The organism is Streptomyces sp. NPDC019890, assembly GCF_044903445.1.
Lineage (GTDB): Bacteria > Actinomycetota > Actinomycetes > Streptomycetales > Streptomycetaceae > Streptomyces.
Genome location: NZ_JBJDQK010000010.1, coordinates 216,223 through 239,432, shown reverse-complemented (window position 1 = coordinate 239,432; position 23,210 = coordinate 216,223). Strand labels below are relative to the sequence as shown.

Annotated in this window: 27 protein-coding genes and 1 riboswitch; of the genes, 13 read left to right on the top strand and 14 right to left on the bottom strand. The window is 70.2% G+C overall.

What is annotated here, in order from left to right:
• Positions 1–12 precede the first annotated feature (12 nt).
• Together ACI2LP_RS26180 and ACI2LP_RS26175 are read right to left on the bottom strand one after the other, a co-directional pair.
• Positions 13–2,577 (bottom strand): ABC transporter permease, encoded by a 2,565-nt coding sequence (locus ACI2LP_RS26180; protein WP_404726949.1) that lies wholly within the window; start codon positions 2,575–2,577, stop codon positions 13–15.
• 7 nt (positions 2,578–2,584) lie between these two features.
• Positions 2,585–3,367 (bottom strand): ABC transporter ATP-binding protein, encoded by a 783-nt coding sequence (locus tag ACI2LP_RS26175; RefSeq protein WP_404726948.1) that lies wholly within the window; start codon positions 3,365–3,367, stop codon positions 2,585–2,587.
• A gap of 182 nt (positions 3,368–3,549) precedes the next feature.
• On the opposite strand from ACI2LP_RS26175, the gene ACI2LP_RS26170 reads away from it, so the two are divergent.
• A complete protein-coding gene (locus tag ACI2LP_RS26170; RefSeq protein ID WP_404726947.1) occupies positions 3,550–3,831 on the top strand; it encodes an antitoxin in 282 nt (93 codons plus the stop codon).
• Positions 3,828–4,199 (top strand): fic family toxin-antitoxin system, toxin component, encoded by a 372-nt coding sequence (locus tag ACI2LP_RS26165; protein WP_360870689.1) that lies wholly within the window; start codon positions 3,828–3,830, stop codon positions 4,197–4,199. The genes ACI2LP_RS26170 and ACI2LP_RS26165 overlap by 4 nt, the downstream gene beginning before the upstream one ends.
• An 86-nt stretch (positions 4,200–4,285) precedes the next feature.
• Here ACI2LP_RS26165 and ACI2LP_RS26160 read toward each other — a convergent pair whose 3' ends face one another.
• The 5 genes from ACI2LP_RS26160 to bioB all read right to left on the bottom strand — a co-directional run bounded on the left by ACI2LP_RS26160 (position 4,286) and on the right by bioB (position 8,833).
• On the bottom strand, positions 4,286–4,969 hold the full coding sequence (locus ACI2LP_RS26160; RefSeq protein WP_404726946.1) for a class I SAM-dependent methyltransferase: 684 nt from the start codon (positions 4,967–4,969) through the stop codon (positions 4,286–4,288).
• A gap of 48 nt (positions 4,970–5,017) precedes the next feature.
• A complete protein-coding gene (locus tag ACI2LP_RS26155; RefSeq protein ID WP_404726945.1) occupies positions 5,018–5,356 on the bottom strand; it encodes a VOC family protein in 339 nt (112 codons plus the stop codon).
• 4 nt (positions 5,357–5,360) lie between these two features.
• Complete coding sequence (gene bioD / locus ACI2LP_RS26150) at positions 5,361–6,074, bottom strand: dethiobiotin synthase (RefSeq protein WP_404726944.1); 714 nt, start codon at positions 6,072–6,074, stop codon at positions 5,361–5,363.
• Between the two features lie 286 nt (positions 6,075–6,360).
• Positions 6,361–7,668, bottom strand: a complete 1,308-nt coding sequence (locus ACI2LP_RS26145; protein ID WP_404726943.1) for an adenosylmethionine--8-amino-7-oxononanoate transaminase — start codon at positions 7,666–7,668, stop codon at positions 6,361–6,363.
• Positions 7,661–8,833 carry a biotin synthase BioB gene (bioB, locus tag ACI2LP_RS26140; protein ID WP_404726942.1) on the bottom strand — a complete coding sequence of 391 codons (1,173 nt, stop codon included), beginning with the start codon at positions 8,831–8,833 and terminating at the stop codon, positions 7,661–7,663. Before bioB ends, ACI2LP_RS26145 begins: the two co-directional genes overlap by 8 nt.
• A gap of 146 nt (positions 8,834–8,979) precedes the next feature.
• Between bioB and ACI2LP_RS26135 the strand changes: the two genes are divergently transcribed.
• A complete protein-coding gene (locus tag ACI2LP_RS26135; protein WP_404726941.1) occupies positions 8,980–10,125 on the top strand; it encodes an 8-amino-7-oxononanoate synthase in 1,146 nt (381 codons plus the stop codon).
• A 36-nt stretch (positions 10,126–10,161) separates the two neighbouring features.
• Here the strand turns inward: ACI2LP_RS26135 and ACI2LP_RS26130 are convergent, their stop codons facing one another.
• Both ACI2LP_RS26130 and ACI2LP_RS26125 read right to left on the bottom strand, forming a co-directional pair.
• Positions 10,162–10,368, bottom strand: a complete 207-nt coding sequence (locus ACI2LP_RS26130) for a DUF397 domain-containing protein (RefSeq protein ID WP_404726940.1) — start codon at positions 10,366–10,368, stop codon at positions 10,162–10,164.
• A gap of 13 nt (positions 10,369–10,381) precedes the next feature.
• On the bottom strand, positions 10,382–11,239 hold the full coding sequence (locus ACI2LP_RS26125) for a helix-turn-helix domain-containing protein (protein ID WP_404726939.1): 858 nt from the start codon (positions 11,237–11,239) through the stop codon (positions 10,382–10,384).
• Between the two features lie 224 nt (positions 11,240–11,463).
• Here ACI2LP_RS26125 and ACI2LP_RS26120 point away from each other — a divergent pair, with 224 nt between their 5' ends.
• On the top strand, positions 11,464–11,895 hold the full coding sequence (locus ACI2LP_RS26120; protein ID WP_404726938.1) for an ATP-binding protein: 432 nt from the start codon (positions 11,464–11,466) through the stop codon (positions 11,893–11,895).
• 41 nt (positions 11,896–11,936) lie between these two features.
• Here ACI2LP_RS26120 and ACI2LP_RS26115 read toward each other — a convergent pair whose 3' ends face one another.
• Complete coding sequence (locus ACI2LP_RS26115; RefSeq protein WP_404726937.1) at positions 11,937–12,848, bottom strand: LysR family transcriptional regulator; 912 nt, start codon at positions 12,846–12,848, stop codon at positions 11,937–11,939.
• Positions 12,849–12,943: 95 nt separating this feature from the next.
• On the opposite strand from ACI2LP_RS26115, the gene ACI2LP_RS26110 reads away from it, so the two are divergent.
• Positions 12,944–13,573, top strand: a complete 630-nt coding sequence (locus tag ACI2LP_RS26110) for a LysE family translocator (RefSeq protein WP_404726936.1) — start codon at positions 12,944–12,946, stop codon at positions 13,571–13,573.
• Between the two features lie 120 nt (positions 13,574–13,693).
• Here the strand turns inward: ACI2LP_RS26110 and ACI2LP_RS26105 are convergent, their stop codons facing one another.
• The 4 genes from ACI2LP_RS26105 to ACI2LP_RS26090 form a co-directional block, all read right to left on the bottom strand.
• Positions 13,694–14,170, bottom strand: coding sequence for a C40 family peptidase (locus tag ACI2LP_RS26105; protein ID WP_404726935.1), 477 nt, complete (start codon positions 14,168–14,170; stop codon positions 13,694–13,696).
• Positions 14,171–14,173: 3 nt separating this feature from the next.
• Positions 14,174–14,358: riboswitch (cyclic di-AMP (ydaO/yuaA leader) on the bottom strand.
• A 317-nt stretch (positions 14,359–14,675) separates the two neighbouring features.
• Positions 14,676–14,984, bottom strand: coding sequence for a hypothetical protein (locus tag ACI2LP_RS26100; protein WP_404726934.1), 309 nt, complete (start codon positions 14,982–14,984; stop codon positions 14,676–14,678).
• Between the two features lie 7 nt (positions 14,985–14,991).
• Positions 14,992–15,627 carry an ATP-dependent Clp protease proteolytic subunit gene (locus ACI2LP_RS26095; RefSeq protein ID WP_404726933.1) on the bottom strand — a complete coding sequence of 212 codons (636 nt, stop codon included), beginning with the start codon at positions 15,625–15,627 and terminating at the stop codon, positions 14,992–14,994.
• A 178-nt stretch (positions 15,628–15,805) separates the two neighbouring features.
• Positions 15,806–16,261 (bottom strand): lamin tail domain-containing protein, encoded by a 456-nt coding sequence (locus tag ACI2LP_RS26090; RefSeq protein ID WP_404726932.1) that lies wholly within the window; start codon positions 16,259–16,261, stop codon positions 15,806–15,808.
• Between the two features lie 132 nt (positions 16,262–16,393).
• Here ACI2LP_RS26090 and ACI2LP_RS26085 point away from each other — a divergent pair, with 132 nt between their 5' ends.
• From ACI2LP_RS26085 to ACI2LP_RS26050, 8 genes are all read left to right on the top strand, one after another.
• On the top strand, positions 16,394–16,675 hold the full coding sequence (locus ACI2LP_RS26085; RefSeq protein WP_404726931.1) for a type II toxin-antitoxin system Phd/YefM family antitoxin: 282 nt from the start codon (positions 16,394–16,396) through the stop codon (positions 16,673–16,675).
• 222 nt (positions 16,676–16,897) lie between these two features.
• Complete coding sequence (locus ACI2LP_RS26080) at positions 16,898–17,200, top strand: urease subunit gamma (RefSeq protein WP_404726930.1); 303 nt, start codon at positions 16,898–16,900, stop codon at positions 17,198–17,200.
• Between the two features lie 14 nt (positions 17,201–17,214).
• Entirely contained in the window at positions 17,215–17,544 is a 330-nt protein-coding gene (locus ACI2LP_RS26075; protein ID WP_404726929.1) for an urease subunit beta, read from the top strand.
• Positions 17,537–19,258, top strand: a complete 1,722-nt coding sequence (locus tag ACI2LP_RS26070) for an urease subunit alpha (RefSeq protein WP_404726928.1) — start codon at positions 17,537–17,539, stop codon at positions 19,256–19,258. The genes ACI2LP_RS26075 and ACI2LP_RS26070 overlap by 8 nt, the downstream gene beginning before the upstream one ends.
• 3 nt (positions 19,259–19,261) lie before the next feature.
• Complete coding sequence (locus ACI2LP_RS26065) at positions 19,262–20,017, top strand: urease accessory protein UreF (protein ID WP_404726927.1); 756 nt, start codon at positions 19,262–19,264, stop codon at positions 20,015–20,017.
• A 19-nt stretch (positions 20,018–20,036) separates the two neighbouring features.
• Complete coding sequence (gene ureG / locus ACI2LP_RS26060; protein WP_404726926.1) at positions 20,037–20,714, top strand: urease accessory protein UreG; 678 nt, start codon at positions 20,037–20,039, stop codon at positions 20,712–20,714.
• The gene (locus tag ACI2LP_RS26055) at positions 20,711–21,451 is read left to right on the top strand and encodes an urease accessory protein UreD (protein ID WP_404726925.1); all 741 of its coding nucleotides are present in this window, start codon (positions 20,711–20,713) and stop codon (positions 21,449–21,451) included. Before ureG ends, ACI2LP_RS26055 begins: the two co-directional genes overlap by 4 nt.
• Before the next feature lie 174 nt (positions 21,452–21,625).
• Complete coding sequence (locus ACI2LP_RS26050) at positions 21,626–23,188, top strand: alpha/beta hydrolase (protein ID WP_404727017.1); 1,563 nt, start codon at positions 21,626–21,628, stop codon at positions 23,186–23,188.
• The last annotated feature ends 22 nt before the right edge of the window (positions 23,189–23,210 follow it).

The following is a 23,210-nucleotide window of genomic DNA, read 5'->3' as shown; positions in this document are numbered from 1 at the left end:
TCGGGCGCGCGGCTACTCGTGTGCGATGGCTGTCAGCACGTTCATCCGCGAGGCGCGCAGCGCCGGGAGCACCGCGGCCGCAAGACCCACGACGACCGATCCCACCACGACCGCGATCACCGTCCCCCACGGAATGGCGAACGCCGTCAGCCCCTCCAGCGCAAGCACCTGCTGCACCGCCACACCCCACACCATGCCCAGGGCCAGACCCAGCAGCGCACCGAAGACCGCGATCACGACGGATTCCAGCCGGATCATGCGCCGCAGCTGGACCCGGGAGAGACCGATCGCCCGCAGCAGACCGATCTCCCGGGTCCGCTCCACCACCGACAGGGCAAGGGTGTTGACCACACCCAGCACGGCGATCACGATCGCCAGGCCCAGCAGCGCGTACACCAGATAGAGCATCACGGCGATCTGCTGGCGGATCAGCTCCTTGTAGTCGGCCTGGTCCCGCACCTGTACCTGCGGATAGGGGTCGAGCGCCCGCTCCAGGCCCTTGCGCAGTTCCTTGGCGTCGCTGCCGCCCGCGGCGTTGACGTACAGCGCCGCGTCCTGCCCGCCCGGCAGATACTTCTCCACCGTGCCGAGCCCCATGAACAGGCCGCCTTCCATCCCCGGCCCACCGCTCTGGTCCATGTCCGTGAGCGCTCCGACCGTCAGCCTGGTCTTGTTTCCGCCGGCGAACTCGGCAGGCAGGACCGACCCGATGCGCACCTTGTGCTCCTCGGCATATCCGCGGTCCATCGCGATGCTGCCGGGCGCCAGCGCGGCCGCGGTGTTCCCGCTCGCGTAGGTGATGTGCGCGGCCTCGTCCAACTGCGGGTCGTAGCCGGAGGCGGTCGACTCCACCCGCTTCCCGTCGGGCAGATTCAGCGCGAGCGGCGCGAAGCGCTGCCGTACGACGGTGCCCGCGCTGTCGACGTCCTTCACCTTCTCGGTGATCTCCTGCGGGAACGGCTGGAAGTTGCTGTTCTGTATGACGAAGTCGGCGCCCAGTGTCTTGTCGATCTGGTTGTCGAAGGACTTGGTCATCGAGGCGCTGGCGATCGAGAGCCCGCCCACCAGTGCCAGGCCCACCATCAGCGCCGCCGCGGTGGCGCCCGTGCGCCGCGGATTGCGCAGCGCGTTGCGCTGGCTCATCCGGCCGACCGAGCCGAACAGCTTGGGGAATGCGCCGCCCAGCACCCGGATCACCGGCCGGACCAGCAACGGCCCCGCCACCACCGTCGCGATCAGCGTCAGCACCACGCCCAGGCCCAACAGCGAGGAAGCGGTCGCGGTCTTCCCGCTCACCGCGCAGCCGACGAGGGCGGCCGCGCCCGCCGCCCCGACCATGGTCCCGGCGATCGCCCGGACCGTCAACGGCCGCCCCACGCCCGCGACTTCGGCATCGGCGAGCGCGGCCATCGGGGAGACCTTGGCCGCCCGCCGGGCCGGCAGATACGCGGCCACGAAGGTGACCCCGAGCCCCACCGCATACGCGGACACCGGCGTCGCGACCTTCACCACCATCTCGGCGGCGCTGAGATTCATGCCGAGCAGACCCATCAGCTCGATCAGCCCGGCCGCCAGCCCGATGCCCGCGGCAAGTCCGAGCGTCGAGCCGACAAAACCCAGCAGCAGTGCCTCCGTGAGCACCGAGCGGCGCACCTGGCGGCGGTCCGCGCCGAGCGCCCGCAGCAGTCCCAGCTCGCGGGTGCGCTGGGCGATCAGCATGGAGAAGGTGTTGACGATCAGGAAGATGCCGACCAGGACCGCGACGCCCGCGAAGCCGAGCATCACCCACTTGATGACATCGAGGAATCCGCCCAGCTGGGCGGCCGCCGACTTGGCCTGCTCGTCCGCGGTCTTGAGTTCGTACACATCACCCAGCTCGGCCGCGACACGCTGCTTGAGCGTCGCGTCGTCGACCCCGTCCGCGGCGTCCACCGAGATCGCGGTCGCGACCCCCGCCCGGCCCAGCAGCTTGGTCTGAGCGGTCGGAGTGTCCAGGAAGACCAGCGCGGCGCCGGGGTTGGTGGTGGTGAAGGTGGCGATGCCGACGATCTCGACCTTGAAGGAGCCGGGCTGCGCGAGAACGGTCAGCGTGTCTCCGATGCGCAGCTTCTTCTTGTCGGCCGTGTCCGCATCGAGCAGCGCCTCGCCGGGCCCGTGCGGCGCGTGCCCGCTGGTCAGCTTCACCGGACTGCGTTCGGTGACATACCAGTTGGTGGCGATGGTGGGCGCACCGGTCGTCGGCCCGACCGCCTTGTTGGTCGCGTCGACGACGGTGATGTTCTCCACGGCGGCGTCGACATGGGTGGCCTTGACGCCGTCGACCGAGTCGATCCGCTCGGCGAGCGAGGCAGGGACGGTCCGTACGACTCCCGTCGGCAGGCGCTCGTCGAGGCCCTTCTTGGGCTCGACGGTCACGTCCGCCGATGTGGAGGCGAAGAGCCGGTCGAAGGTACTGGAGACGGTGTCGGAGAAGATCAGACTGCCGCTGACGAAGGCGACCGACAGCAGTACCGCCAGTGCCGACAGCAGGAGCCGGCCCTTGTGCGCGAAGAAGCTCCGCAGTGTCGCTCTGAGCACCGTGTCCTCAGCTCTTTCGCAGGGCGTCGAAACGCTTCATGCGTTCCAGCACCGCCTCTGCCGTCGGTTCCGGCATGACATCGACGATGCGTCCGTCCGCGAGGAAGAGCACCAGGTCGGAGTGGGCGGCCGCGCCCGGGTCGTGCGTCACCATGACCACCGTCTGCGCCAGCCGGTCGACGGCCTCGCGCAGGAAGGCGAGCACCTCGGCCCCCGCGCGCGAGTCGAGATTTCCGGTCGGCTCGTCGGCGAAGATCAACTCGGGGCGGGAGGCCAGCGCACGGGCGCAGGCGACGCGTTGCTGCTGCCCGCCGGAGAGCTGGGCGGGCCGGTGACGCAGCCGGTCGCGCAGTCCGAGCGTGTCGATGACCTGCTCCACCCACTCGCGGTCCGGCTTGCGCCCGGCGATGTCCATGGGGAGCGTGATGTTCTCGGCGGCGGTCAGGGTGGGCAGCAGATTGAACGCCTGGAACATAAAGCCGATCCGGTCCCGGCGCAGCCGGGTGAGCTCGCGCTCCTTCAGAGAGGTGATCTCCGTGTCGCCGAGCCAGACCTGACCTGCGGAGACGGTGTCGAGACCGGCGAGGCAGTGCATCAGGGTGGACTTGCCGGAGCCGGAGGGGCCCATGACCGCGGTGAACCGGCCGCGCGCGATGTCGACGTCGACGGCGTCCAGGGCGCGGACGATCGTCTCCCCGCTGCCGTACGCCTTGGTCAGGCCCCGCGCCCGGGCGGCGAGCGGCACGTCCGCCGACTGGTCGTGGGTGAGTGCTGTGGCAGGTGTGGACAAGGCCGCCTCCCGGGTCGTGGCCGCTCCCTCTCCCGTACAGGATGCGAGGGTAGATCGAGTCTGCGCACCTCGGTATCCCTCGTAGGTCCGGTCCTCGCGGTTGATGTAAGGGGCACGGGATGCTTGCGGGGTACGTTGGGGGCCCTCTTGCCGGTGCTAGCGCCGACACGCTAGCTTGAAGTGTGGCGAAGACTCAGCTGAACGTGAGAGTGGACGAGACAACCGCGGAGGCCGCGCGCCAGCGGGCGATGCAGCGCGGGATGAGCGTGAACCGCTACATCGAGGAGCTCGTCAAGCAGGACGCGGGCGAGGTGGGACGCACCTTCGTCGAGGCGGCGTCGGACTTCATGAAGCAGTACGAGTCCGTGTTCGCCGAGGAGTTCGGCGAGCTCGCCACGGATGACGGTACGGGCACCGGCAGCGGCGGCGCGCGTACGGGCAGCGGACGCGAAGGCACCCGTTGAGTCTTCAGATCGACCTCGCCTGGCTGCTCATGGTCGCCGAGCACAAGACCCCCGGCGATCCGCAGGTCACCGACTGGGGCGCGCTCGTCGCCGCCGTCAGCCGTCATGACGCCGAGATATTCGGCATCCCCGTCTACAGCGACCCGCACGCCCGTGCCGCCTCCCTGCTTCAGCTGCTGCTCCATGTGCCCGCGCTCGAGCACTCGAACGCGATGTTCGCCTCCGCCGTCGCGTACGGCTATCTGGTTGCCGGCGGACTGAAGGTCGTCACCTCGCCCGAGCAGGTGCGAGACCTCGCCCGGCTGGTCAAGGAGGGCAAGGCGGACGTGCGGACCATCGCCGCGGAGCTACGGCAGTGGAGCGAGTGAATCCTGTTGAGCGAGCTGTTCCTGTTGTACGGGATCACTGGAAGCCCTCCGTCCGGGCGATGCCGGCCGCCGCGGTTGCCTGCGAGCTAGCTGGGGTCCGTGACGAAGGGACGGCGGGCCACGCCCAGCACACAGGGGGACGAGGGCAGTCGCACACCGCCCTCCGGCACCTGGAGTCTGCGGTACGAACCGAGCTCGAAGCCCGCGGACTCGATCGCGGCGATGGTGTCCCGCGCGGTGTGGCAGCCGCCGAACAGCAGTGGCCAGACCGTGCGGTCCAGCGCCCGCTGGGTCCTCGCCATGCCTCTGCTCTCGGCCAGCCCGTGCTCGAAGAACCGCAGTTCACCGCCGGGCCGCAGGACCCGTCTGATCTCGCCGAGCGCCCGCGGCAGATCCCGTACGGAGCACAGCACCAGTGAGGCCACCGCGGCGTCGAAGGCCTCGCTCTTGACCGGCAGCGCCTCCGCCGCGCCCGGCACCACGTCCACCGGGACGTCCGCGCGGCGGGCGGCCTGCGTGGCCAGATGCCGCAGGATGCGCTCGGGTTCAATCGCGACGACCTCGGAGACGGCCGACGGGTAGTGGGCGAAATTCAGCCCGTTGCCCGCGCCGATCTCGATGACCCGGCCGGAGAGCCCGGACAGCAACTCCTTGCGGTGGTCGGCGATCTTGGCGTTCTTGTCGGCCACCACGCTGATTCTGGCGTAGAAGCGGGCGAAGAGCGGATGGTGCACGGCGTCCCGGGGCACTTTGGTGCTGCGCAGGGGCATTGCGACCTCCTCGGGACGGCGGTGCACTCACCGACATTGTCCCCCCGGTCAGACGAAGCAGAACTCGTTGCCCTCGGGATCCGCCAGGACCTGGAAGCGGCCGTGGTCATCGGTGATGGCCGGTCCCATCCGTACGGCGCCGAGACCGACCGCCTCGTCGACGGCCCGGTCGACATCGCCTGCGTCGAGATCGAGATGGAGCCGGTTCTTGACCGCCTTGCCCTCGGGCACGCGTTGGAAGGCGACCCGTACGAATCCGGGCGGATCGATGTACGACCAGTCGGCGCTGCGGTCGACGGGGTCCCCGCCGAGCAGGGCGGCCCAGAAGCGCACCAGGCGGGCGGGGTCCTGGCAGTCGAAGACGATCTCGTCGATCCGGGCTCGCATGGGCTCAGCGTACGGCGGCGGTGAACGCCTCGGCGTCCCAGACGCCGCCGAGCGTGGGCGCGAGCCAACGTGCGGCCCGCGCCCGGAACTCGGCGGGAGCCAGCGCACCGGCCCCGGCCGGCACGGCTCCGAGGAGCGGCGCCCCGGCCGCCTCGGGCAGGTCCACGAGATTGCACCGCGCGGCCAGATCCGGCTCGGCGGGCCAGCTCCCGACGACCACGCCGAGCTGCTCCAACTCCCGCGCGCGCAGGGCCTCCGCGGTCAGCGTGGTGGTATTGAGCGTCCCGAGTCCGGCGGGTACGACGACGAGCACGGGCGCGCGGAGCAGCCCCGCGACGTCGGCGAGCGTCGCCCCCTCCTCGTCGAACCGTACGAGCAGGCCGCCGGCGCCCTCGACGAGTACGAGGTCATGATCTGCGGCCAGCTTCTCCACGACCTCGACGACGTCCCGCGGCCGGACGGCGTCCATCCCGGCGCGCAGCGCGGCGGTCGCGGGAGCGAGAGGCTCGGGATACCGCGCGATCTCAACCCCGTTGACGTGCCCGGCGAGCCGCACGACCTCGTCCACGTCGCCGGCCTCCCCGGGGGCCACCCCGGTCTGCGCGGGTTTCACCACGGCGACGGAGGAGCCTCGCCCACGCGCGAGCGCGGCAACGGCGGCGGTGACGACGGTTTTACCGATCTCGGTTCCGGTCCCGGTGACGACGATGACTGCCATTGCTGCGGTCTGCCTTTCTGTTCATGTGCACGCCCTGAGTCCGGGGCTGCCGCCCCTTCCCGTAGCCGGGGCTCCGCCCCGGGCCCCGCGCCTCAGCCGCCGGCGGGGCTTGAAATCAAGCCCGTCCGGCGCTTGAGGACACGCGGCCGAAGGTCGCGTTCGGGGGCTGGGGGCGGAGCCCCCGAGTCCGCGCCGCGAAGCCGGCGGCCCCTGGGGTGCGAGGGCGTTAGCCCCCGCGGGTCCCGGGTCCCGGGTCCCGGGTTCCGGGGCGGGGCCCCGGTCGTGGTCAGCCCGCGGACGCCGCCGCGCATACCGCCCCGCAGACCCGGGCCAAGTCCTCGTCTCCCGTCACATACGGCGGCATCACATACACCAGGTCCCGGAACGGCCGCAGCCACACCCCCGCCCGCACCGCAGCCTCCGTCGCCGATGCCATGTTCACCTCGTGGTCCAGCTGTACGACACCGATCGCCCCCAGCACCCGTACCTCCTTCACACCCGGCAGCCCTTCCGCCGCGGCCAGCCCTTCCCGCAGGCCCGCCTCCAGGCGTTTGACCTCCCGCTGCCAGTCCTGCGCCAGCAGCAGATCGATCGAGGCGCAGGCCACCGCCGCGGCCAGCGGATTGCCCATGAACGTCGGGCCGTGCGCCAGCACCGGGACCGCGCCGCGCGAGATGCCGTCGGCCACCTCCGCCGTGCACAGCGTCGCCGCCATCGTGAGATAGCCGCCGGTCAGCGCCTTGCCCAGGCACATCACATCCGGCGAGACTCCCGCGTGCTCCGCCGCGAACAGCGTGCCGGTACGGCCGAACCCCGTCGCGATCTCGTCGAACACCAGCAGCACCCCGTGCTCGTCGCACGCCTCCCGCAGCACCCGCAGATACTCGGGGGAGTGGAACCGCATCCCGCCCGCACCCTGCACCACCGGCTCCACGATCACCGCGGCCAGCTCGTCCGCGTGCCGCGCGACAAGATCGCGCAGCTGCTGTGCGTACGACTCCTCGAAGCCCACCGGCGGCGCGTCCGCGAAGATCTGCCGCGGCAGCACCCCCGACCACAGCTCGTGCATGCCGCCCTGGGGGTCGCACACCGACATCGGCTGCCAGGTGTCCCCGTGGTAGCCGCCGCGCCAGGTCAGCAGTCGCTGCTTGGCCGGCCGCCCCACCGAGCGCCAGTACTGCAGGCACATCTTCACCGCGACCTCGACCGAGACGGAGCCCGAGTCGCAGAGGAAGACATGCCGCAGCGGCTCGGGCGTGATCTCGACCAGCCGGGCGGCGAGCCGCACGGCGGGCTCGTGCGTGAGCCCGCCGAACATCACATGGCTCATCCGCTCCAGCTGGCCGTGCGCCGCCTCGTTGAGGACAGGGTGGTTGTAGCCGTGGATCGCCGACCACCAGGACGACATGCCGTCGATCAACTCGCGCTGCCCGTGGACCGGTTCGGCGAGCCGCAGCCGTACGCCGGACGCGGACTCCACGATCAGCGGATCCGTACGGCCCGGCATCGGGCCGTACGGATGCCAGACATGCGCCCGGTCCAGCGCCAGCAGCTCGCCGGGGCCGTAGCCGGACTCCGGTACGGACTCAGGCATTGGGCGCGAGATCCGTGCCCGCGCCACGGCGGCGCACGGCGACCAGATCCGTACGCGCCGCGGGAACCTCGGCGACGGGCTCGGCGACCGCCTCACCGTCACCGCACGGCCCGCACCCGCCGGAGCCGGAGTGCGAACCGCAGCCACCCGCGAGCGCGTCCGCGCGGTGCTCCGGCAGCGTCGTCGTGTCCGTGCCCTCCACCTCGAAGCCCGCGTCCGCGATCATGTCGAGGTCGGCCTGGCCCGCCTGCCCCTCGCTCGTCAGATAGTCGCCGAGGAAGATCGAGTTGGCGAGGTTCAGCGCGAGCGGCTGCATCGAGCGCAGATGCACCTCGCGACCGCCCGCGATCCGTACCTCCACATCGGGGCAGACGAAACGGACCATCGCGAGAATCCGCAGACAGCGCTGCGGGGTGAGGTTCCACTCCTTGGCCAGCGGTGTGCCCTCGAAGGGGATCAGGAAGTTGACCGGCACCGAGTCGGGGTCGAGCTCGCGCAGCGAGAAGACGACGTCGACCAGGTCCTCGTCGCTCTCACCCATGCCCGCGATCAGACCGGAGCAGGCGGAAAGCCCCGCGGCCTGCGCCTGGTGCACGGTGTCCACCCGGTCCGCATAGGTGTGGGTGGTGGTGATGTCCCCGTATGTCCCCTCGGACGTATTGAGGTTGTGGTTGTACGCGTCCGCGCCCGCGGCCCGCAGCCGCTCCGCCTGCCCGCCCGAGAGCAGCCCGAGGCAGGCACAGACCTCGACGCCCTCGTTCTGCTCCTTGATCGCCTCGATCGTCTTCGAGACCCGGTCGACGTCCCGGTCGGTGGGACCGCGGCCGCTGGCGACCAGACAGACCCGCTTCGCGCCGCCCGCGACACCCGCGGCGGCCGCCTGCGACGCCTCGTCCGGCTTCAGCCAGGTGTACTTGAGGATCTCGGCCTTGGAGCCGAGCCGCTGCGAGCAGTACGAGCAGTCCTCGGGGCACAGCCCCGACTTCAGATTGACGAGATAGTTCAGTTTCACCCGCCGCCCGAACCACTGGCGGCGCACCTTGCCGGCCGCCGCAACCACTTCGAGCAGTTCGTCGTCGGAGGTCGCCAGTACGGCGAGGGCTTCTTCACGGGTCGGCAGCTCGCGCCGCAACCCCTTCTCCACCAGGGTGTTCAGCAGGTCCATGGCGCCGATCCTGACGTACGGCACACGCCGCGGCCAAGGAGGAACCACACAAGAGACCGTGTTTGAGGTGTGTGCATGGCCACATCCGTTCCTCGAGTGACCCCGGTTAGGGTCTTGTGCGCTGCCTACAAAAGGACCGGACCACCATGCCCCAGGATCCTTTCGACTGGATCGACGACGAGTCGCGCCGCCGTGAGCGCGCGGGCCTCGTGCGTACGCTCCGGCCGCGCACCGCCGAGTCCGAACTGCTGGATCTCGCCAGCAACGACTATCTGGGCCTCACCCGCCGTTCTGAGATCACCGGCGCCGCTGCCGAAGCGGCCCGCCGCTGGGGCGCCGGGGCCACCGGCTCCCGGCTGGTCACGGGCAGCACCGCGCTGCACGCCGAGCTCGAGCGGGAACTCGCCGCCTTCTGCGGCTTCGAGGCAGCCCTGGTGCTTGCCTCCGGCTATGCCGCGAATCTCGCCGCGGTGACCGCGCTGAGCGGCCGCGGCTCACTGATCGTCTCCGACGCGGGGAACCATGCCTCGATCGTCGACGGCTGCCGGCTCTCGCGCGCCGAGACCGCGATCGTGCCGCACGCCGATGTGGAAGCCGTACGCAAGACGCTCGACGCGCACCCAGGGCGGCGGGCCCTCGCGGTCACCGACTCGGTCTTCTCGGTGGACGGCGACGCCGCGCCGCTGGCGGCCCTCGCTCAGGCCTGCGGCGAGCACGGCGCGGCGCTGCTCGTCGATGACGCGCACGGTCTTGGCGTGCTGGGCGACGGCGGCCGCGGGGCGCTGAACGCCGCAGGCATCGCGGGCGCCTCCGGCGTCGTCGCCACGCTCACTCTCTCCAAGTCCCTGGGCAGCCAGGGTGGGGCGGTACTGGGCCCGGCCCGGGTGATCGAGCACCTGGTCAACACCGCCCGCACCTTCATCTTCGACACGGGCCTGGCTCCCGCCGCCGCGGGAGCCGCGCTGGCGAGCCTGCGGCTGCTGCGCCGCGAGCCCGCGCTGGCCGACCGTGCCCGTACCGTCGCGTCGACGCTGCACCGTCGTCTCACAGACGCGGGTCTGACCGCCGCTCGACCCGACGCCGCCGTGGTGTCCGTACGGGCGCCGTCGCCGGAGGCCGCCCTGCGCTGGGCCGCGGACTGCCGGGACGCCGGACTTGTCGTCGGCTGTTTCCGCCCGCCGTCGGTGCCGGACGGCATCTCCAGGATCAGGCTCACCGCGCGGGCGGACCTCACCGATCAGCAGATCGACCGGGCGATCGCCACGATCACCGGGGCCGCGCCGGTCGGATGACGGTCGATTGACCGTCAGTCGGTAGTAAGTCGGTGGTCAGTTGACGGTCTCCTCGTGGATGGCCGTCAGGAAGCTGCTCCAGGCTCCCGGCGAGAAGCGCAGGGCCTGCCGCCTGATGTTCTTGGAGTCGCGTACCGCGAGCGAGTCGTCGGGCAGCCGGGCCGCCTCGACGCAGTTGTTCATCCCCGTGCTGCGGCTGCTGCGCCGCCACCGTAATGCGTCGCGCGTGAGGAAATCTGACATGGAGGGTGCCTCCCTATGCGCCGTCACTGATCCGGGCGATGAGATCCAATGAGTCCGCGGGTGACAGTGCGCGCGCCTGCATCGCTCGGAAGGCGGCGCCGTACACCTCAAGGTCTTCTTTCCGCTCGAGGTAGAGGCTACTCGTCAAATGGTCGAGAACAATCACATCCAGATCAGAAGTGTTCGGAAAGGAGAAGATAATGAAAGGACTGGTGAGTCCCGCATAGCCGCCGACCGAGAACGGCAGTACCTGGAGGTGCACATGGGGCAGTTGTGCCGTCTCCGCCAGCGACCGCAGTTGCTCCCGCATCACTTGGACGCCACCCACTTCACGACGTAGCGCCGCCTCGTCGAGCACCGCGCTCAACTCCAGGGGCCTGTCGCCCCAGAGCACCGACTGGCGCGTGATCCGTACGTCCACCAGCGAGTTGACGGTCACCGCGGACAACTCCTCCAGCGCCGCACGGGTCACCGCACGCGCGTAGTCCGGCGTCTGCAGCAGTCCGGGCACCACCGAGGTCTCCAGGGTGCGCGCCGCGCAGGCATGGGCCTCCAAGCTGATGAAGTCCCGGTACTCGGGCGGGATCAGCCCGCGGTACTCGTGCCACCAGCCGCTGCCCGTGCCGTCGGCCGCGTCCACCAAGGTTTCGAGCAGCGCACGCAGTTGAGGGTCGGCGACTTCGTACACATCCAGCAACAGGTGTACATCCGCGGCCTTGACCCCGCTGGCGCCGGTCTCGATCCGGCTCACCTTCGACTGGTGCCAGCCGGCCAGTCCGCCGGCGTCCCGGCTGGTGAGTCCGGCGTCCAGGCGCAACCTCCGCAGCTCCTCGCCGAGCTTGCGACGGCGCACCGCGGGGACGTGTCGCATCTCGTGCTCCTTTCCACTCGATCAAAGCGAGAGTGTGCCGCCCAAATACGGTCTCGCGTAGCAGAGTTCACCGCTTTGAGCGACAGATATATGCATATCTTGGTGGATCCTCGCCACCGACGGCGTGTGAGGTGGCACTCTGGCGCGAAGCACAATCCGTGGCCGTCCTCGCAATTCCGCTACGAGTCGGAGCCCGGCCCCGGTGGGAAAGGGACAGCTTCGCCATGGCAGATCACCAAGAAGCATCCGTTACTCTGCCGAGCGATCCCGCCTCGGTCTCCGCGGCCCGGCGGTACGCCACACACGTCATCTCCGAATGGGGCCTGCCGGTCGAGACCGACGCCGTCGACACCGTCCGGCTGATCGTCTCCGAACTCGCCACCAACGCCGTCCAGCACACCTTCGGCCAGTCGCCGACCTTCACCGTGGACCTTCGTCTGGAGCGGGACGAGGAACTGCGCATCGGTGTGACCGACAGCCACCCGCGCTGGCCGCAGCGGCTGCCTGCCGCCGTCCGCCAGGACAACGGCCGCGGCATGGTCATCATCCGCAGCCTGACCGCGGAGTGCGGCGGACAGCTCACCGTCACTCCCACTCCGGAGGGCGGCAAGACCGTCTGGATCGCCCTGCCGTGGACCGTACCTGTGCAGAGCTGATCACGGCGTGGCCGGTCGGCCCGGCGCGCCTGGCCGGGCCGTCAGTTTCCCGCGCGGCCGAACGCACCGCGCAGCAGAGCCCGCAGCGACTCGGCCGCCGGGCCCGACTCCTCGCCACGGTGCGCCACCGAGATCGTCCGCCTGAACCCCGCCGACTCCAACTGACGTGCGCTCAATGGTGTCGCGGCCATCGCGGCGACCATCTCCGGCACCACCGCAACCCCGAGCCCCGCGCTGACCAGCGCGCACACCAGCGCATAGCCGGGTGACTCGCACACCACGGCGGGACTCGCCCCGGCGCGTGCCAGGGCTGACTCCACACCCTTGCGGGACGGGTGCGAGGGAGCGCTGCTGATCAGCGGCTGCCCGGCAAGATCGGCCACCGGCAGCCGGCCCGAGCCGCCCGCCAGTGCATGGCCGGGGGCCGTCACCAGTACCAACTCCTCGACCAGCAGGGGCTCCAGGATCACACCGGCGGGCGGCTGTGCGGGCTCGGCCGGTTCGTACGCATGCGTGAGCGCCAGCTCGACCTCGCCGGCCGCCACCGCCAGGACCCCGTCCGGTGGTTCGTACTCCGCGACGGTGAGTTCCACATCAGGATGTGCCCTGCGGAACGTGCTCAGCACCGGGGGCAGCAGATGAACGCCGACGGTGGTGAAGGTGCCGACCCGCAGCCGCCCTCCGGAGAGCCCGGACAGCCGGGACAGCTCATGACGCGCCCGGTCCATCTCGTCCAGCACCCGGCGGGCCCGCGCTGCCAGCAGCTCGCCCGCGGCCGTCAGCCGCGCCCCGCGATGGTGCCGCACCAGCAGTACCGCGCCGGCCTCGCGCTCCAGCTTGGCCAGCTGCTGGGAGAGCGCGGGCGCGGTGTAGCCGAGACGAGCGGCCGCGCGGGTGATCGAACCGGCCTCGGCGACCGCCACCAGGGCCGCCAGCCGTGTCGGGTCGTACATGCCACTCCCTCCCTGCCAGGCTTAAGCATTGCTTTAGGCAGACCCAGAAGTTTATAAGTACACGTTAAGCCCTGCGGCGGGCCACGATGGTCGGCATGGACGCACAGCTGGTCGCTTTCACCGGGGTCGCCGCGGGCATGGTCGCCATGCCGGGCGCGGACTTCACCGTCGTCGTACGCAATGCGCTCGCCTCCCGGCGCGCGGGCGTGGCCTGTGCCGTCGGTGTGGCCGGGGGGCTGCTCGTGCACACCGCGCTCGCCGTCGCGGGACTCGCGGCCGTCCTGGTCGCGGTCCCGGTGCTGTACCGCACGCTCCAGATCGCCGGTGGAGCGTATGTGCTCTACCTGGGTGTACGGGCGGTGCGCTCGGCCCTGCGTCCGGCGCTCGCCGTGCCGGAGACGGTGGGCGAAGCGGCCGACGGCATGGGCCGCAGTCTGCGGCAGGGGTTCCTCACGAACGTCCTCAATCCGAAGGCGCCGGTCCTGTTCCTCAGCCTGCTGCCGCAGTTCGTGCCGGACGGTGCGCCGGTGCTGCCGCGGACTCTGCTGCTCGCCACGATCGTCGTCGTCCTGGCTCTGCTCTGGTTCCCCGCAGTGGCGCTGCTGGTGGACCGGCTGGGGCAGTGGCTGCGCCGGCCGCGCACCACGCGCGCCGTGGAAGGCGTTACCGGCGGGGCGCTCACCGCGCTCGGCGTGACTCTGCTGGCCGAGCCGCTGGCGCACTGACGCCGGGTGCCAGGTGCCGACTGGCGGGTGCCCGGGCGCCCGGGCGCGGGCCCGGCTCGGTCCCGGTGCGCCGACCGCCGGTGATGAGCGGCGATCGGCGCACCATCAGTCAACGGGCCGTCAGCGCACCCGGCCGTACCAGACGCTCTTGCTCCAGATCTTTTCCAGTTTCACCCAGGAGCCGCTCTTCGGCGAGTGCCAGATCTTGTTGCGGCCGGCGTAGATCCCCACGTGGTAGACGCTGCTGCCGGAGTGGAAGAAGACCAGGTCTCCCTGCTGCCGGGAGGACGCCGAGATGTGACGGGTCTTGTTGTACTGCTGCTGGGCCGTACGTGGGAGCTTCTTGCCCGCCTTTTTGTACGAATAGAGCGTCAGCCCTGAGCAGTCGAACCGGCGCGGACCCGAGGCGCCGTACTTGTACGGTGCGCCCTTCTTCGAGGCGGCCACCTGAAGTGCCTTGCTCGCGTGGGTCGTAGCCGCGTATGCCTCTGAGGCTCCCCCCGGAGCCAGCAGCGAGCCACCGACGGCGGCGAGGGTCAGGGCCGATACGGCGCCCGCCCGGCCCATCAGAAACGGGACATGAATCTGCGCAGTCATGCGCAACCCTTCGTCAGCCGCCTGTGAAGGATGACCTGTCGGGTTCGGACGGACGAAGATGCCCGGCCGCGGCTGCGGCTTCACCCCAAGGGACTGCCGACCTTCCGGCTGTCCCGTCGTGCTTGGGTCCTCCACTCCTGCCGATGCACTCCTGTCGACCAGTCATCCGGGAGCGGCGGCAGGACTCGGCGTCCGCCCGGACCGCCCCGCCGCGGTGGCGGGGGCTTGTCGTCCCAGGGATCTTGACCCAACTCATGCCGGATTTCCGAACTGAAACGGCAGTTTGTGAGCTTTACCACCACTCACCTGTTCGGGTGGACAGGGCAGTTTCGAGGGGTGGCAGGGGACGCCTGAGGACCCTTGCACCAGCGGCGGAACAAGTCATTCCGCCAAATCGGTAGCCGTGCCGCGCAAGTTGTCCGTAGGGCTTCGGGGGACAGTGATTACATCGAATGGGGGAGGGCGACCAGTACCCTGATGGCCGTAGACGGAAGAGGTGAGTTCGTCAACTGAGCGGTACGGGCGGCATCGTCACCCGGTGCGCCCGGCGTTCGCCGTCGAGGGCTCGGAGCGCCTCGGCCAGCGTCGCCGCATGGATCTCGCTCTCGCCGCGCATATGCATCAGCGTCAGGGCGTCCTTGAGCGCGCCCGCCCGGCCGGCCAGGGCCTGTGCCGCGCGGAGCGCTCCATAGGTGTGCGTGGCGCGCGCCGGGTTGATGCGCCCCAGCAGATCGAGCACTTCGAGGTAGCTGTCGATGAACTCGCTCTCGGCGCGGGTCAGTGCGGGCAGCGGCGGCAGTTCGGGCGGCAGCACGGTGTGCTCACCTCGAGCCGTGGGACGACAGTGACGCCTTGCGGTTCTTGACCACATGGTCCACCAGCCCGTAGGCCTTGGCGTCGACGGCGTCGAAGATCGTGTCGCGCTCCAGGTCGGCGGCGATCCGCTGGGAGGTCTGGCCGGTGTGGTGCACGAGCATCCGGGCGAGTTGGTCGCGCAGCCGGAGCAACTCCTGTGCCTGGATCTCCAGATCGGATGGCCGGCCCTGCAACGGCTCATCGAACGCGGGCTGCTGGACGACGATCCGCGAGCCGGGCAGTGCCATCCGCTTGCCGGGGGCACCGGCGGCGAGCAGCAGGGCGGCGGTCGACGCGGCCTGCCCGAGGCAGGTCGTCTCCACGTCGCAGGTGACCACCTGCATCGTGTCGTAGATCGCGGACATGGCGCTCAGTGAGCCGCCGGGGGAGTTGATGTAGAGGGAGATGTCGCGGTCGGGCGCGGCGTACTCGAGATGCAGGAACTGCGCGATCACATCGTTCGCCGCGGTGTCGTCGACGACGGTGCCCAGGAAGATGATCCGCTCGTCGAGCAGCTTCGAGTACGGATCGAGGGTGCGGGATCCCGCGCTGGTGCGCTCGGTGAACTCGGGCAGGACATAGCGGGCGGCAGGGCGGTTCATGACGTACCTTTCCACGTGCTCCTCGGTCACTGGCCTGTAAAAAATGTACAGGACGTACAGATTGCGGGCCGGAAGCGGGGCGGATGCTCGCTGAGGGCGAACGGTCACCGCTGTACGACTGCGCCGCGGCATGACAGCGCCCCCGCTGTCCGGGCAGCGGGGGCGGGAGGTCAGGCGCTCAGCAGAACCTGTAGTCGACCCTGGTCGAGTTGTAGGAGCAGGCGTCGACCCGGACGCCCGTCGACTTCCTCAGCGTCGCCGTGTCCTTGTCGTTGTTCCACACGTACCAGGCACGCCCCTGATAGCGGTGCGCCGTGCTGTTCGTCCCCTTGCCCGTGTGGACCGTCACCGTCTTCCCGCTGCCGAGCGTGTACGTGCCGAAGACGTACCTGTGGTTCGACGCGTCGACGAGCGTCCAGCCCTTCAGGCTGACGGCCTTCGAGGTGGTGTTGCGTATCTGCACATATTCGGCGTTCAGGCTTGCGTTGGATCCCCGGTCCGAACCCGGGCTGTCGTAGTAGATCTTGTACAGATGGACGGAGCCGGCCGCGGCCTGTGCCGGCATCGGCAGCAGTGCGAGGCCTGCGGCTGATGCCGCGACAGCGGCAACGGCCATGGTGCGGGTGCGGAGCATGAGCGTTCCTCGATTTCAGGCCGGAATCCCCCCAATTGGGCCCAGCGAGAGGCCCAGACTAATGACGACCCACATGATCCGGGACGGAATCTGTAAAACCGGGACGTCATGGTCGCGGATTAAGCTATGGGCATGGCCTACGAGATTCCGGTGACGCAAGCCCGCGCAGAGCTCGCCGAGCTGATCAACCGTGTTGTCTACGGCGGGGAACGGGTGGTCGTGACCCGGCACGGGAAGCCGCTCGTGGCGCTGGTGTCCGCGGCTGACCTGGAGCGCCTGGAGAGGGATCAGGAAGCGGCCGAGGAGCAGGTCATCAGCTCGGTCTCCAAGCTGGGCCAGGTCGGATCCCCTTCCGGTGAACACGCCCGTTTCGGTCTGACGGCCGAGCACCGGCGCCCTGACCGCCGCGGCTGAACCTGCCACGTATACGACCCGGTCCCCGATCGCGGTGCGGGCTGCTCTGAGGGAGCTGATGTCATGCGTGCCCAAGATCAGTTAACGCGCCGGAAAAACTTTCGTCCTAACGTTCAACCCCTGGTCGCGAGACATCCGTGCGCACGTCAACAGAGTGTTGATGTGAACCGGTGTCCCGCAGCGCCCGGACGGGACTGGGCCGGAAGACAGTGAGGTGGACACGTGCAACTCTCCCCGCACGAGCAGGAACGACTGCTCATCCATGTGGCCGCCGACGTGGCGGACAAGCGCCGAGCGCGCGGGGTCAAGCTGAACCACCCCGAGTCCGTCGCCCTGATCACCTCGCACATCCTGGAGGGTGCCAGGGACGGACGCACCGTCGCCGAACTGATGGCATCGGGCCGCAAGGTCCTCACCCGCGCCGACGTCATGGACGGCATCCCCGAGATGATCCACGACGTCCAGGTCGAGGCGACCTTCCCGGACGGCACCAAGCTCGTCACCGTCCACGACCCGATCGTCTGAGAGGGGCCGCGCCGATGATCCCCGGAGAAATACTGTTCGCCGACGGGAACGTGCCCCTCAATCAGGGGCGCGAGGTCACCCGCCTCGCCGTCGTCAACGCCGCCGACCGGCCGGTCCAGGTCGGCTCCCACTACCACTTCGCCGAGGCCAACCCCGGTCTGGACTTCGACCGCGCGGCCGCCAGGGGCCTGCGGCTGAACATTGCCGCGGGCACCGCCGTGCGTTTTGAGCCCGGCATCCCCGTGGAGGTCGAACTCGTACCCCTCGCAGGCCGTCGGCTCGTCCCCGGGCTGCGCGGCGAGACCAGAGGTGCCCTCGAAGCGACGGGAGATGAAGGTGCCTGAGCTCAACCGTGCCGTGTACGCGGATCTCTTCGGGCCCACCACCGGCGACCGGATCCGGCTCGCCGACACCGATCTGCTGATCGAGATCGAGGCGGACCGCTCCGGCGGGCCCGGACTCGCGGGCGACGAGGCCGTGTTCGGCGGCGGCAAGGTGATCCGCGAGTCGATGGGCCAGTCCCGTACGACGCGGGCCGAAGGCGCACCCGACACCGTCATCACCGGTGTCGTCATCGTCGACCACTGGGGCATCGTCAAGGCCGACATCGGTATCCGCGACGGCCGGATCACCGGCATCGGCAAGGCCGGGAACCCCGACACGATGGACGGCGTGCACGCCGACCTCGTCATCGGCCCCGAGACCGAGATGATCGCCGGCAACGGGAAGATCGTCACCGCGGGCGCCATCGACGCGCACGTCCACTTCATCTCGCCGACGATCATCGACCAGGCCCTCGCCACCGGCGTCACCACGCTCGTCGGCGGCGGCACCGGACCGGCCGAAGGGACCAAGGCCACCACCATCACCCCTGGGCCGTGGCACCTTGCCCGGATGTTCGGGGCGATGGACTCCCTGCCCGTCAACATCGGGCTGCTCGGCAAGGGCAACACGATGTCCCGCGAGGCCATGCACTCCCAACTGCGCGGCGGGGCGCTCGGGTTCAAGATCCACGAGGACTGGGGCGCGACCCCCGCCGTCATCGACGCCTGCCTGAGCGTCTGCGACGAGACCGGCGTGCAGCTCGCCATCCACACGGACACCCTCAACGAAGCGGGCTTCGTCGGGGACACGCTGGCCGCGATCGCGGGCCGCACGATCCACGCGTACCACACGGAGGGCGCGGGCGGCGGGCACGCACCGGACATCATCACCGTGGTCTCCGAGCCCCATGTGCTGCCCAGCTCCACCAACCCGACCCGGCCGCACACCGTCAACACGATCGAGGAACACCTCGACATGCTGATGGTCTGCCATCACCTGAATCCGGCGGTGCCCGAGGACCTGGCCTTCGCGGAGTCCCGGATACGGCCCTCCACGATCGCGGCCGAGGACATCCTGCACGACCTCGGCGCCATCTCGATCATCTCTTCCGACTCCCAGGCCATGGGGCGTGTCGGCGAGGTGGTGATGCGCACCTGGCAGACCGCGCATGTGATGAAGAAGCGCCGGGGCGCACTGCCCGGGGACGGCCGCGCCGACAACCACCGCGCACGTCGCTATGTCGCCAAATACACGATCAACCCGGCGATCGCACAGGGCCTGGACCGCGAGATCGGCTCGGTCGAGACGGGCAAGCTCGCCGACCTGGTGCTGTGGGAGCCCGCCTTCTTCGGCGTCAAGCCGCAGCTCGTCATCAAGGGCGGACAGATCGCGTATGCGCAGATGGGCGATGCCAACGCTTCCATCCCGACCCCGCAGCCGGTGCTGCCGCGCCCGATGTTCGGCGCGCTGGGGCGGGCGGCGTCGCTGAGCTCGTTCAACTTCGTCGCCCAGGCGGCGATCGAGGACGATCTGCCCGAACGCCTGGGCCTGGCCAAGAAGTTCGTGCCGATCACCAGCACACGGCGCATCACCAAGGCGGACATGCGGGAGAACGATGCGCTGCCGCGCGTCGAGGTCGACGCCGACACGTTCACGGTGACGATCGACGGCGAGGCGGTCGAGCCCGCGCCCGCCGCCGAACTGCCCATGGCTCAGCGCTACTTCCTCTTCTGAGCCATGAACGACGCCACGACTGCGCGCGCCCCCGCGGCGGGCGGCTTCGGCCCGGTCGCCGGCGACGGCGGACCCGCTGCGGGCCGCTCCGCGCCGAGAGCGCGCGCGGCCCTGCTCGTCCTCGCCGACGGCCGGTTTCCCGCCGGCGGGCACGCCCACTCCGGTGGGGCCGAACCGGCCGTCAAGGCCGGACGGATTCGCGACGCCCGGGATCTGGCCGCCTTCTGCCGGGGACGGCTGCACACCACCGGTCTCACCTCGGCGGGGCTCGCCGCCGCGGCTGCCCTGGGGCTCGATCCGACGGCACTCGACGAGGCCGCGGACGCCCGTACCGCCTCACCGGCTCTGCGGGCCACCGCCCGCAAGCTCGGCCGGCAGATGATGCGCGCCGCCCGGGCGGCATGGCCGTGTGCCGAACTCGACGCGCTCGCCGCGGCGTTCCCGCGCGGCACGCACCAGCCGATCGTCCTCGGGCTCGCCGCCCGCGCCGCGGGGCTTGGGCCGATCGACGCCGCGCACTGCGTCGCGTACGAGACGGTCAGCGGTCCGGCCACCGCGGCGGTACGTCTGCTCAGTCTCGATCCCTTCCAGGCCACCGCCGTCCTCGCCCGCCTCGCCCCCGACATGGACGAGGTCGCCGCCCGCGCCGCGGCAGCCGCGGCCGAGGGCATCGACGCCCTGCCCGCCGCGTCGGCGCCGCTGCTCGACATCACGGCCGAGCAGCACGCGACCTGGCCCGTACGCCTCTTCGCCTCGTAAGACATCCAGGAGCCGCACCATGCACCTCGACCACTCCCACGACGGACCGGCCGCAGTCGGCGCCGACGCGACCCGCCCCGACGGCACCCGGCGTGCCCTGCGCGTCGGCCTCGGCGGACCCGTGGGCTCCGGCAAGACCGCCACCGTCGCCGCGCTCTGCGGCGCACTGCGCGACCGGCTGTCCATCGCGGTCGTCACCAATGACATCTACACCCGTGAGGATGCCGAATTCCTGCTCCGTAACGCCGTGCTGCCTCCGGAGCGCATCCAGGCCGTGGAGACCGGCGCCTGCCCGCACACGGCCATCCGCGACGACATCTCCGCCAACCTCGAAGCCGTCGAGGAACTGGAGGAGAGCGTCGGCCCGCTCGATCTGATCCTCGTCGAGTCGGGCGGCGACAATCTCACCGCCACCTTCTCCAAGGGGCTCGTCGACGCCCAGATCTTCGTCATCGACGTCGCGGGAGGCGACGACATCCCGCGCAAGGGCGGCCCCGGCGTCACCACCGCCGATCTGCTCGTCGTCAACAAGACGGACCTCGCGCCGTACGTCGGCTCCGACCTCGGGCGGATGGCGCGCGACGCCAAGGAGCAGCGGGGTGAACTCCCCGTCGTCTTCACCTCGCTGAAGGGCGAGGGGGGCGTGGGCCCGGTGGCCGAGTGGGTGCGCGACCGGCTCGCCGACTGGACCGCATGAGCATCCAGGCAACCGCCCGTATCGTCGCCACCCGCGAAGGACTGCCGGAGCTGTTGAGCGACGGACCGCTCGCGCTGCGCCGCACCCGCGCCACCGGCCCGTACACCCGGGTCACCGTCGTCGGCGCGATGAGCGCCCCGCTCGGCGGCGACCGGCTCGCCATCGAGACCGAGGTGGGTCAGGGCGCCCGGCTTCAGGTCGACTCCGCGGCCGCCACCATTGCGCTGCCCGGACGCACACCCGAACAGGCCTGCTACGACGTGCGGCTGACCGTCGGCGAGGACGCCGAGCTGCGCTGGCTGCCGGAACAGCTCATCTCCGCGTACGGAAGTGACCTGCAGATGCGTACGCGGGTCGAGCTGGCTGCCACGGCACGGCTGGTGCTGCGCGAGGAGCAGATCCTCGGCCGGTACGGCGAGCAGCCCGGCACCCTTGCCACCCGCCTCACGGTCCGCCGCGCCGGGCGCCCGCTGCTCGACCAGGAGCTCGGCTACGGCCCGGGCGCGCCCGGCGGCTGGGACGGCGGCGCCGTCCTCGGCGGGCACCGTGCCGTCGGCCAACTCCTTGTGGTCCATCCGGCCTTGGATGACAAACCGGTCGAATCGCGACTCGTCGGCGAGACCGCGGTTCTCACTCCGCTCGCCGGTCCGGCCTTCCTGGTCACTGCCGTCGCACCCGACGCCCGCCAGTTGCGCTGCGTCCTCGACGAGGTGCTGCGCACCGAACTCCCCGGCTGACCACCCGTCGGCGCGTGCCCCGTAATGGTGCACCGCTCAGCGGGACTTGAGTCACCGGTTATTGGTTCGGTAAAGAAACACCAGTACGACCTGTCCTCGGCATGCCCGCAGACGAAAGGATCCCCCCTAGAACTCGACAACAGATAGGGGGAGTTCTACGTGAGACGCACAGCAGTGCTCGGCTCGGCCGGCACTCTGATCGCGGGCACGCTCATTGCAGGCGCGATGGCGGCTCCGGCGGCCAACGCCGAGAGCCGCCATCGCGGCTACTCCGAGGCTCGCGGCGCTCAGTTGGCCGCCGAGCGTGCCGCAAAGAAGGGCATCGACTGGGCGGACTGCCCGGCGGACTGGGGATTCGCCAAGCCCATCCAGTGCGGCTGGGTGAGCGTTCCGCTCGACTACGCGCGGCCCAACGGCAAGCAGATCAAGATTGCCGTCGACCGCATAGGAAACACGGGCGCCGCGGCCGACCGCCAGGGCGCCCTGGTCTACAACCCGGGCGGCCCCGGCGGCTCGGGCATGCGCTTCCCGACCCGGGTCACGAACAAGAACCCGCTCTGGGTGAACACCGCCAAGGCGTACGACTTCGTGGGCTTCGACCCGCGTGGTGTCGGCCACTCGAGCCCGATCTCCTGCGTCGACCCGCAGGAGTTCGTCAAGGCCCCGAAGGCCGACCCGGTGCCCGACAGCGAGGCCGACAAGCGCGCCCAGCGAAAGCTCGCCGCCCAGTACGCGGACGGCTGTGCCGAGCGCAGCGGCTGGATGCTGCCGTACATGACCACGCCGAACACCGTGCGCGACCTGGACGTCATCCGGGCCGCCCTCGGTGAGAAGAAGCTCAACTTCCTGGGCGTCTCCTACGGCACGTACATCGGCGCGGTGTACGCGACGCTCTACCCGGGCCATGTGCGCCGGATGATCGTCGACAGCGTGGTCAACCCGTCGCGGGAGAAGATCTGGTACGAGGCCAACCTCGACCAGGACGTCGCCTTCCAGATGCGCTGGGACGACTGGAAGGCCTGGGTCGCCAAGAACGACGCGACCTACCACATCGGGGACACCCCCGAGAAGGTCGAGCAGCAGTGGCTGAAGCTGCGGGCCACCGCCAAGAAGAGCCCCCTCGGCGGGGTCGTCGGACCGGCGGAGCTCATCAGCTTCTTCCAGAGCGCGCCGTACTACGACTCCTCCTGGGCGCCCACCGCCCAGGCCTGGAGCAAGTACGTCGCCGGTGACACCCAGGCGCTGGTCGACGCCGCGGCGCCCGACCTGTCGGACACCGCGGGCAACATCGCGTCGGAGAACGGCAACGCCGTCTACACGGCCGTCGAGTGCGCGGACGCCAAGTGGCCCACCAGCTGGAAGAAGTGGGACCGGGACAACACCAGGCTGCACAAGGACCACCCGTTCATGACCTGGGCCAACGCCTGGATGAACCTGCCCTGTGCCACCTGGTCGTCCAAGCAGCAGACCCCGGTCAGGGTGAAGACGGGCAAGGGTTTGCCGCAGGTGCTGATCGTGCAGTCGACCCGTGACGCCGCCACGCCCTTCGACGGCGCCGTCGAGCTGCACAAGCGGCTCAAGGGCTCGCGTCTGATCATCGAGAAGGACGCCGGCTCGCACGGTGTGACCGGTCTGGTCAACCCGTGCATCAACGGGCGGGTGGAGGCCTACCTGCTCAGCGGCAAGCTGGACAGCAGCGATGTGACGTGCACCCCGCACGCCACGCCGAAGCCGTAGGACACACCAGCAGCACGGGGGA

Bases quoted from the DNA above. Each gene is read 5' to 3' on its own strand.
- ACI2LP_RS26115 (WP_404726937.1), bottom strand. From the start codon at position 12,848: ATGTACGACCCGACACGGCTGGCGGCCCTGGTGGCGGTCGCCGAGGCC.
- ACI2LP_RS26155 (WP_404726945.1), bottom strand. From the start codon at position 5,356: ATGCGAGCCCGGATCGACGAGATCGTCTTCGACTGCCAGGACCCCGCC.
- ACI2LP_RS26095 (WP_404726933.1), bottom strand. From the start codon at position 15,627: ATGAACCGCCCTGCCGCCCGCTATGTCCTGCCCGAGTTCACCGAGCGC.
- ACI2LP_RS26055 (WP_404726925.1), top strand. From the start codon at position 20,711: ATGAGCATCCAGGCAACCGCCCGTATCGTCGCCACCCGCGAAGGACTG.
- ACI2LP_RS26090 (WP_404726932.1), bottom strand. From the start codon at position 16,261: ATGCTCCGCACCCGCACCATGGCCGTTGCCGCTGTCGCGGCATCAGCC.
- ACI2LP_RS26120 (WP_404726938.1), top strand. From the start codon at position 11,464: ATGGCAGATCACCAAGAAGCATCCGTTACTCTGCCGAGCGATCCCGCC.
- ACI2LP_RS26105 (WP_404726935.1), bottom strand. From the start codon at position 14,170: ATGACTGCGCAGATTCATGTCCCGTTTCTGATGGGCCGGGCGGGCGCC.
- ACI2LP_RS26110 (WP_404726936.1), top strand. From the start codon at position 12,944: ATGGACGCACAGCTGGTCGCTTTCACCGGGGTCGCCGCGGGCATGGTC.
- ACI2LP_RS26085 (WP_404726931.1), top strand. From the start codon at position 16,394: ATGGCCTACGAGATTCCGGTGACGCAAGCCCGCGCAGAGCTCGCCGAG.
- bioB (WP_404726942.1), bottom strand. From the start codon at position 8,833: ATGGACCTGCTGAACACCCTGGTGGAGAAGGGGTTGCGGCGCGAGCTG.
- ACI2LP_RS26145 (WP_404726943.1), bottom strand. From the start codon at position 7,668: ATGCCTGAGTCCGTACCGGAGTCCGGCTACGGCCCCGGCGAGCTGCTG.
- ureG (WP_404726926.1), top strand. From the start codon at position 20,037: ATGCACCTCGACCACTCCCACGACGGACCGGCCGCAGTCGGCGCCGAC.
- ACI2LP_RS26125 (WP_404726939.1), bottom strand. From the start codon at position 11,239: ATGCGACACGTCCCCGCGGTGCGCCGTCGCAAGCTCGGCGAGGAGCTG.
- ACI2LP_RS26160 (WP_404726946.1), bottom strand. From the start codon at position 4,969: ATGCCCCTGCGCAGCACCAAAGTGCCCCGGGACGCCGTGCACCATCCG.
- ACI2LP_RS26065 (WP_404726927.1), top strand. From the start codon at position 19,262: ATGAACGACGCCACGACTGCGCGCGCCCCCGCGGCGGGCGGCTTCGGC.
- bioD (WP_404726944.1), bottom strand. From the start codon at position 6,074: ATGGCAGTCATCGTCGTCACCGGGACCGGAACCGAGATCGGTAAAACC.
- ACI2LP_RS26130 (WP_404726940.1), bottom strand. From the start codon at position 10,368: ATGTCAGATTTCCTCACGCGCGACGCATTACGGTGGCGGCGCAGCAGC.
- ACI2LP_RS26135 (WP_404726941.1), top strand. From the start codon at position 8,980: ATGCCCCAGGATCCTTTCGACTGGATCGACGACGAGTCGCGCCGCCGT.
- ACI2LP_RS26075 (WP_404726929.1), top strand. From the start codon at position 17,215: ATGATCCCCGGAGAAATACTGTTCGCCGACGGGAACGTGCCCCTCAAT.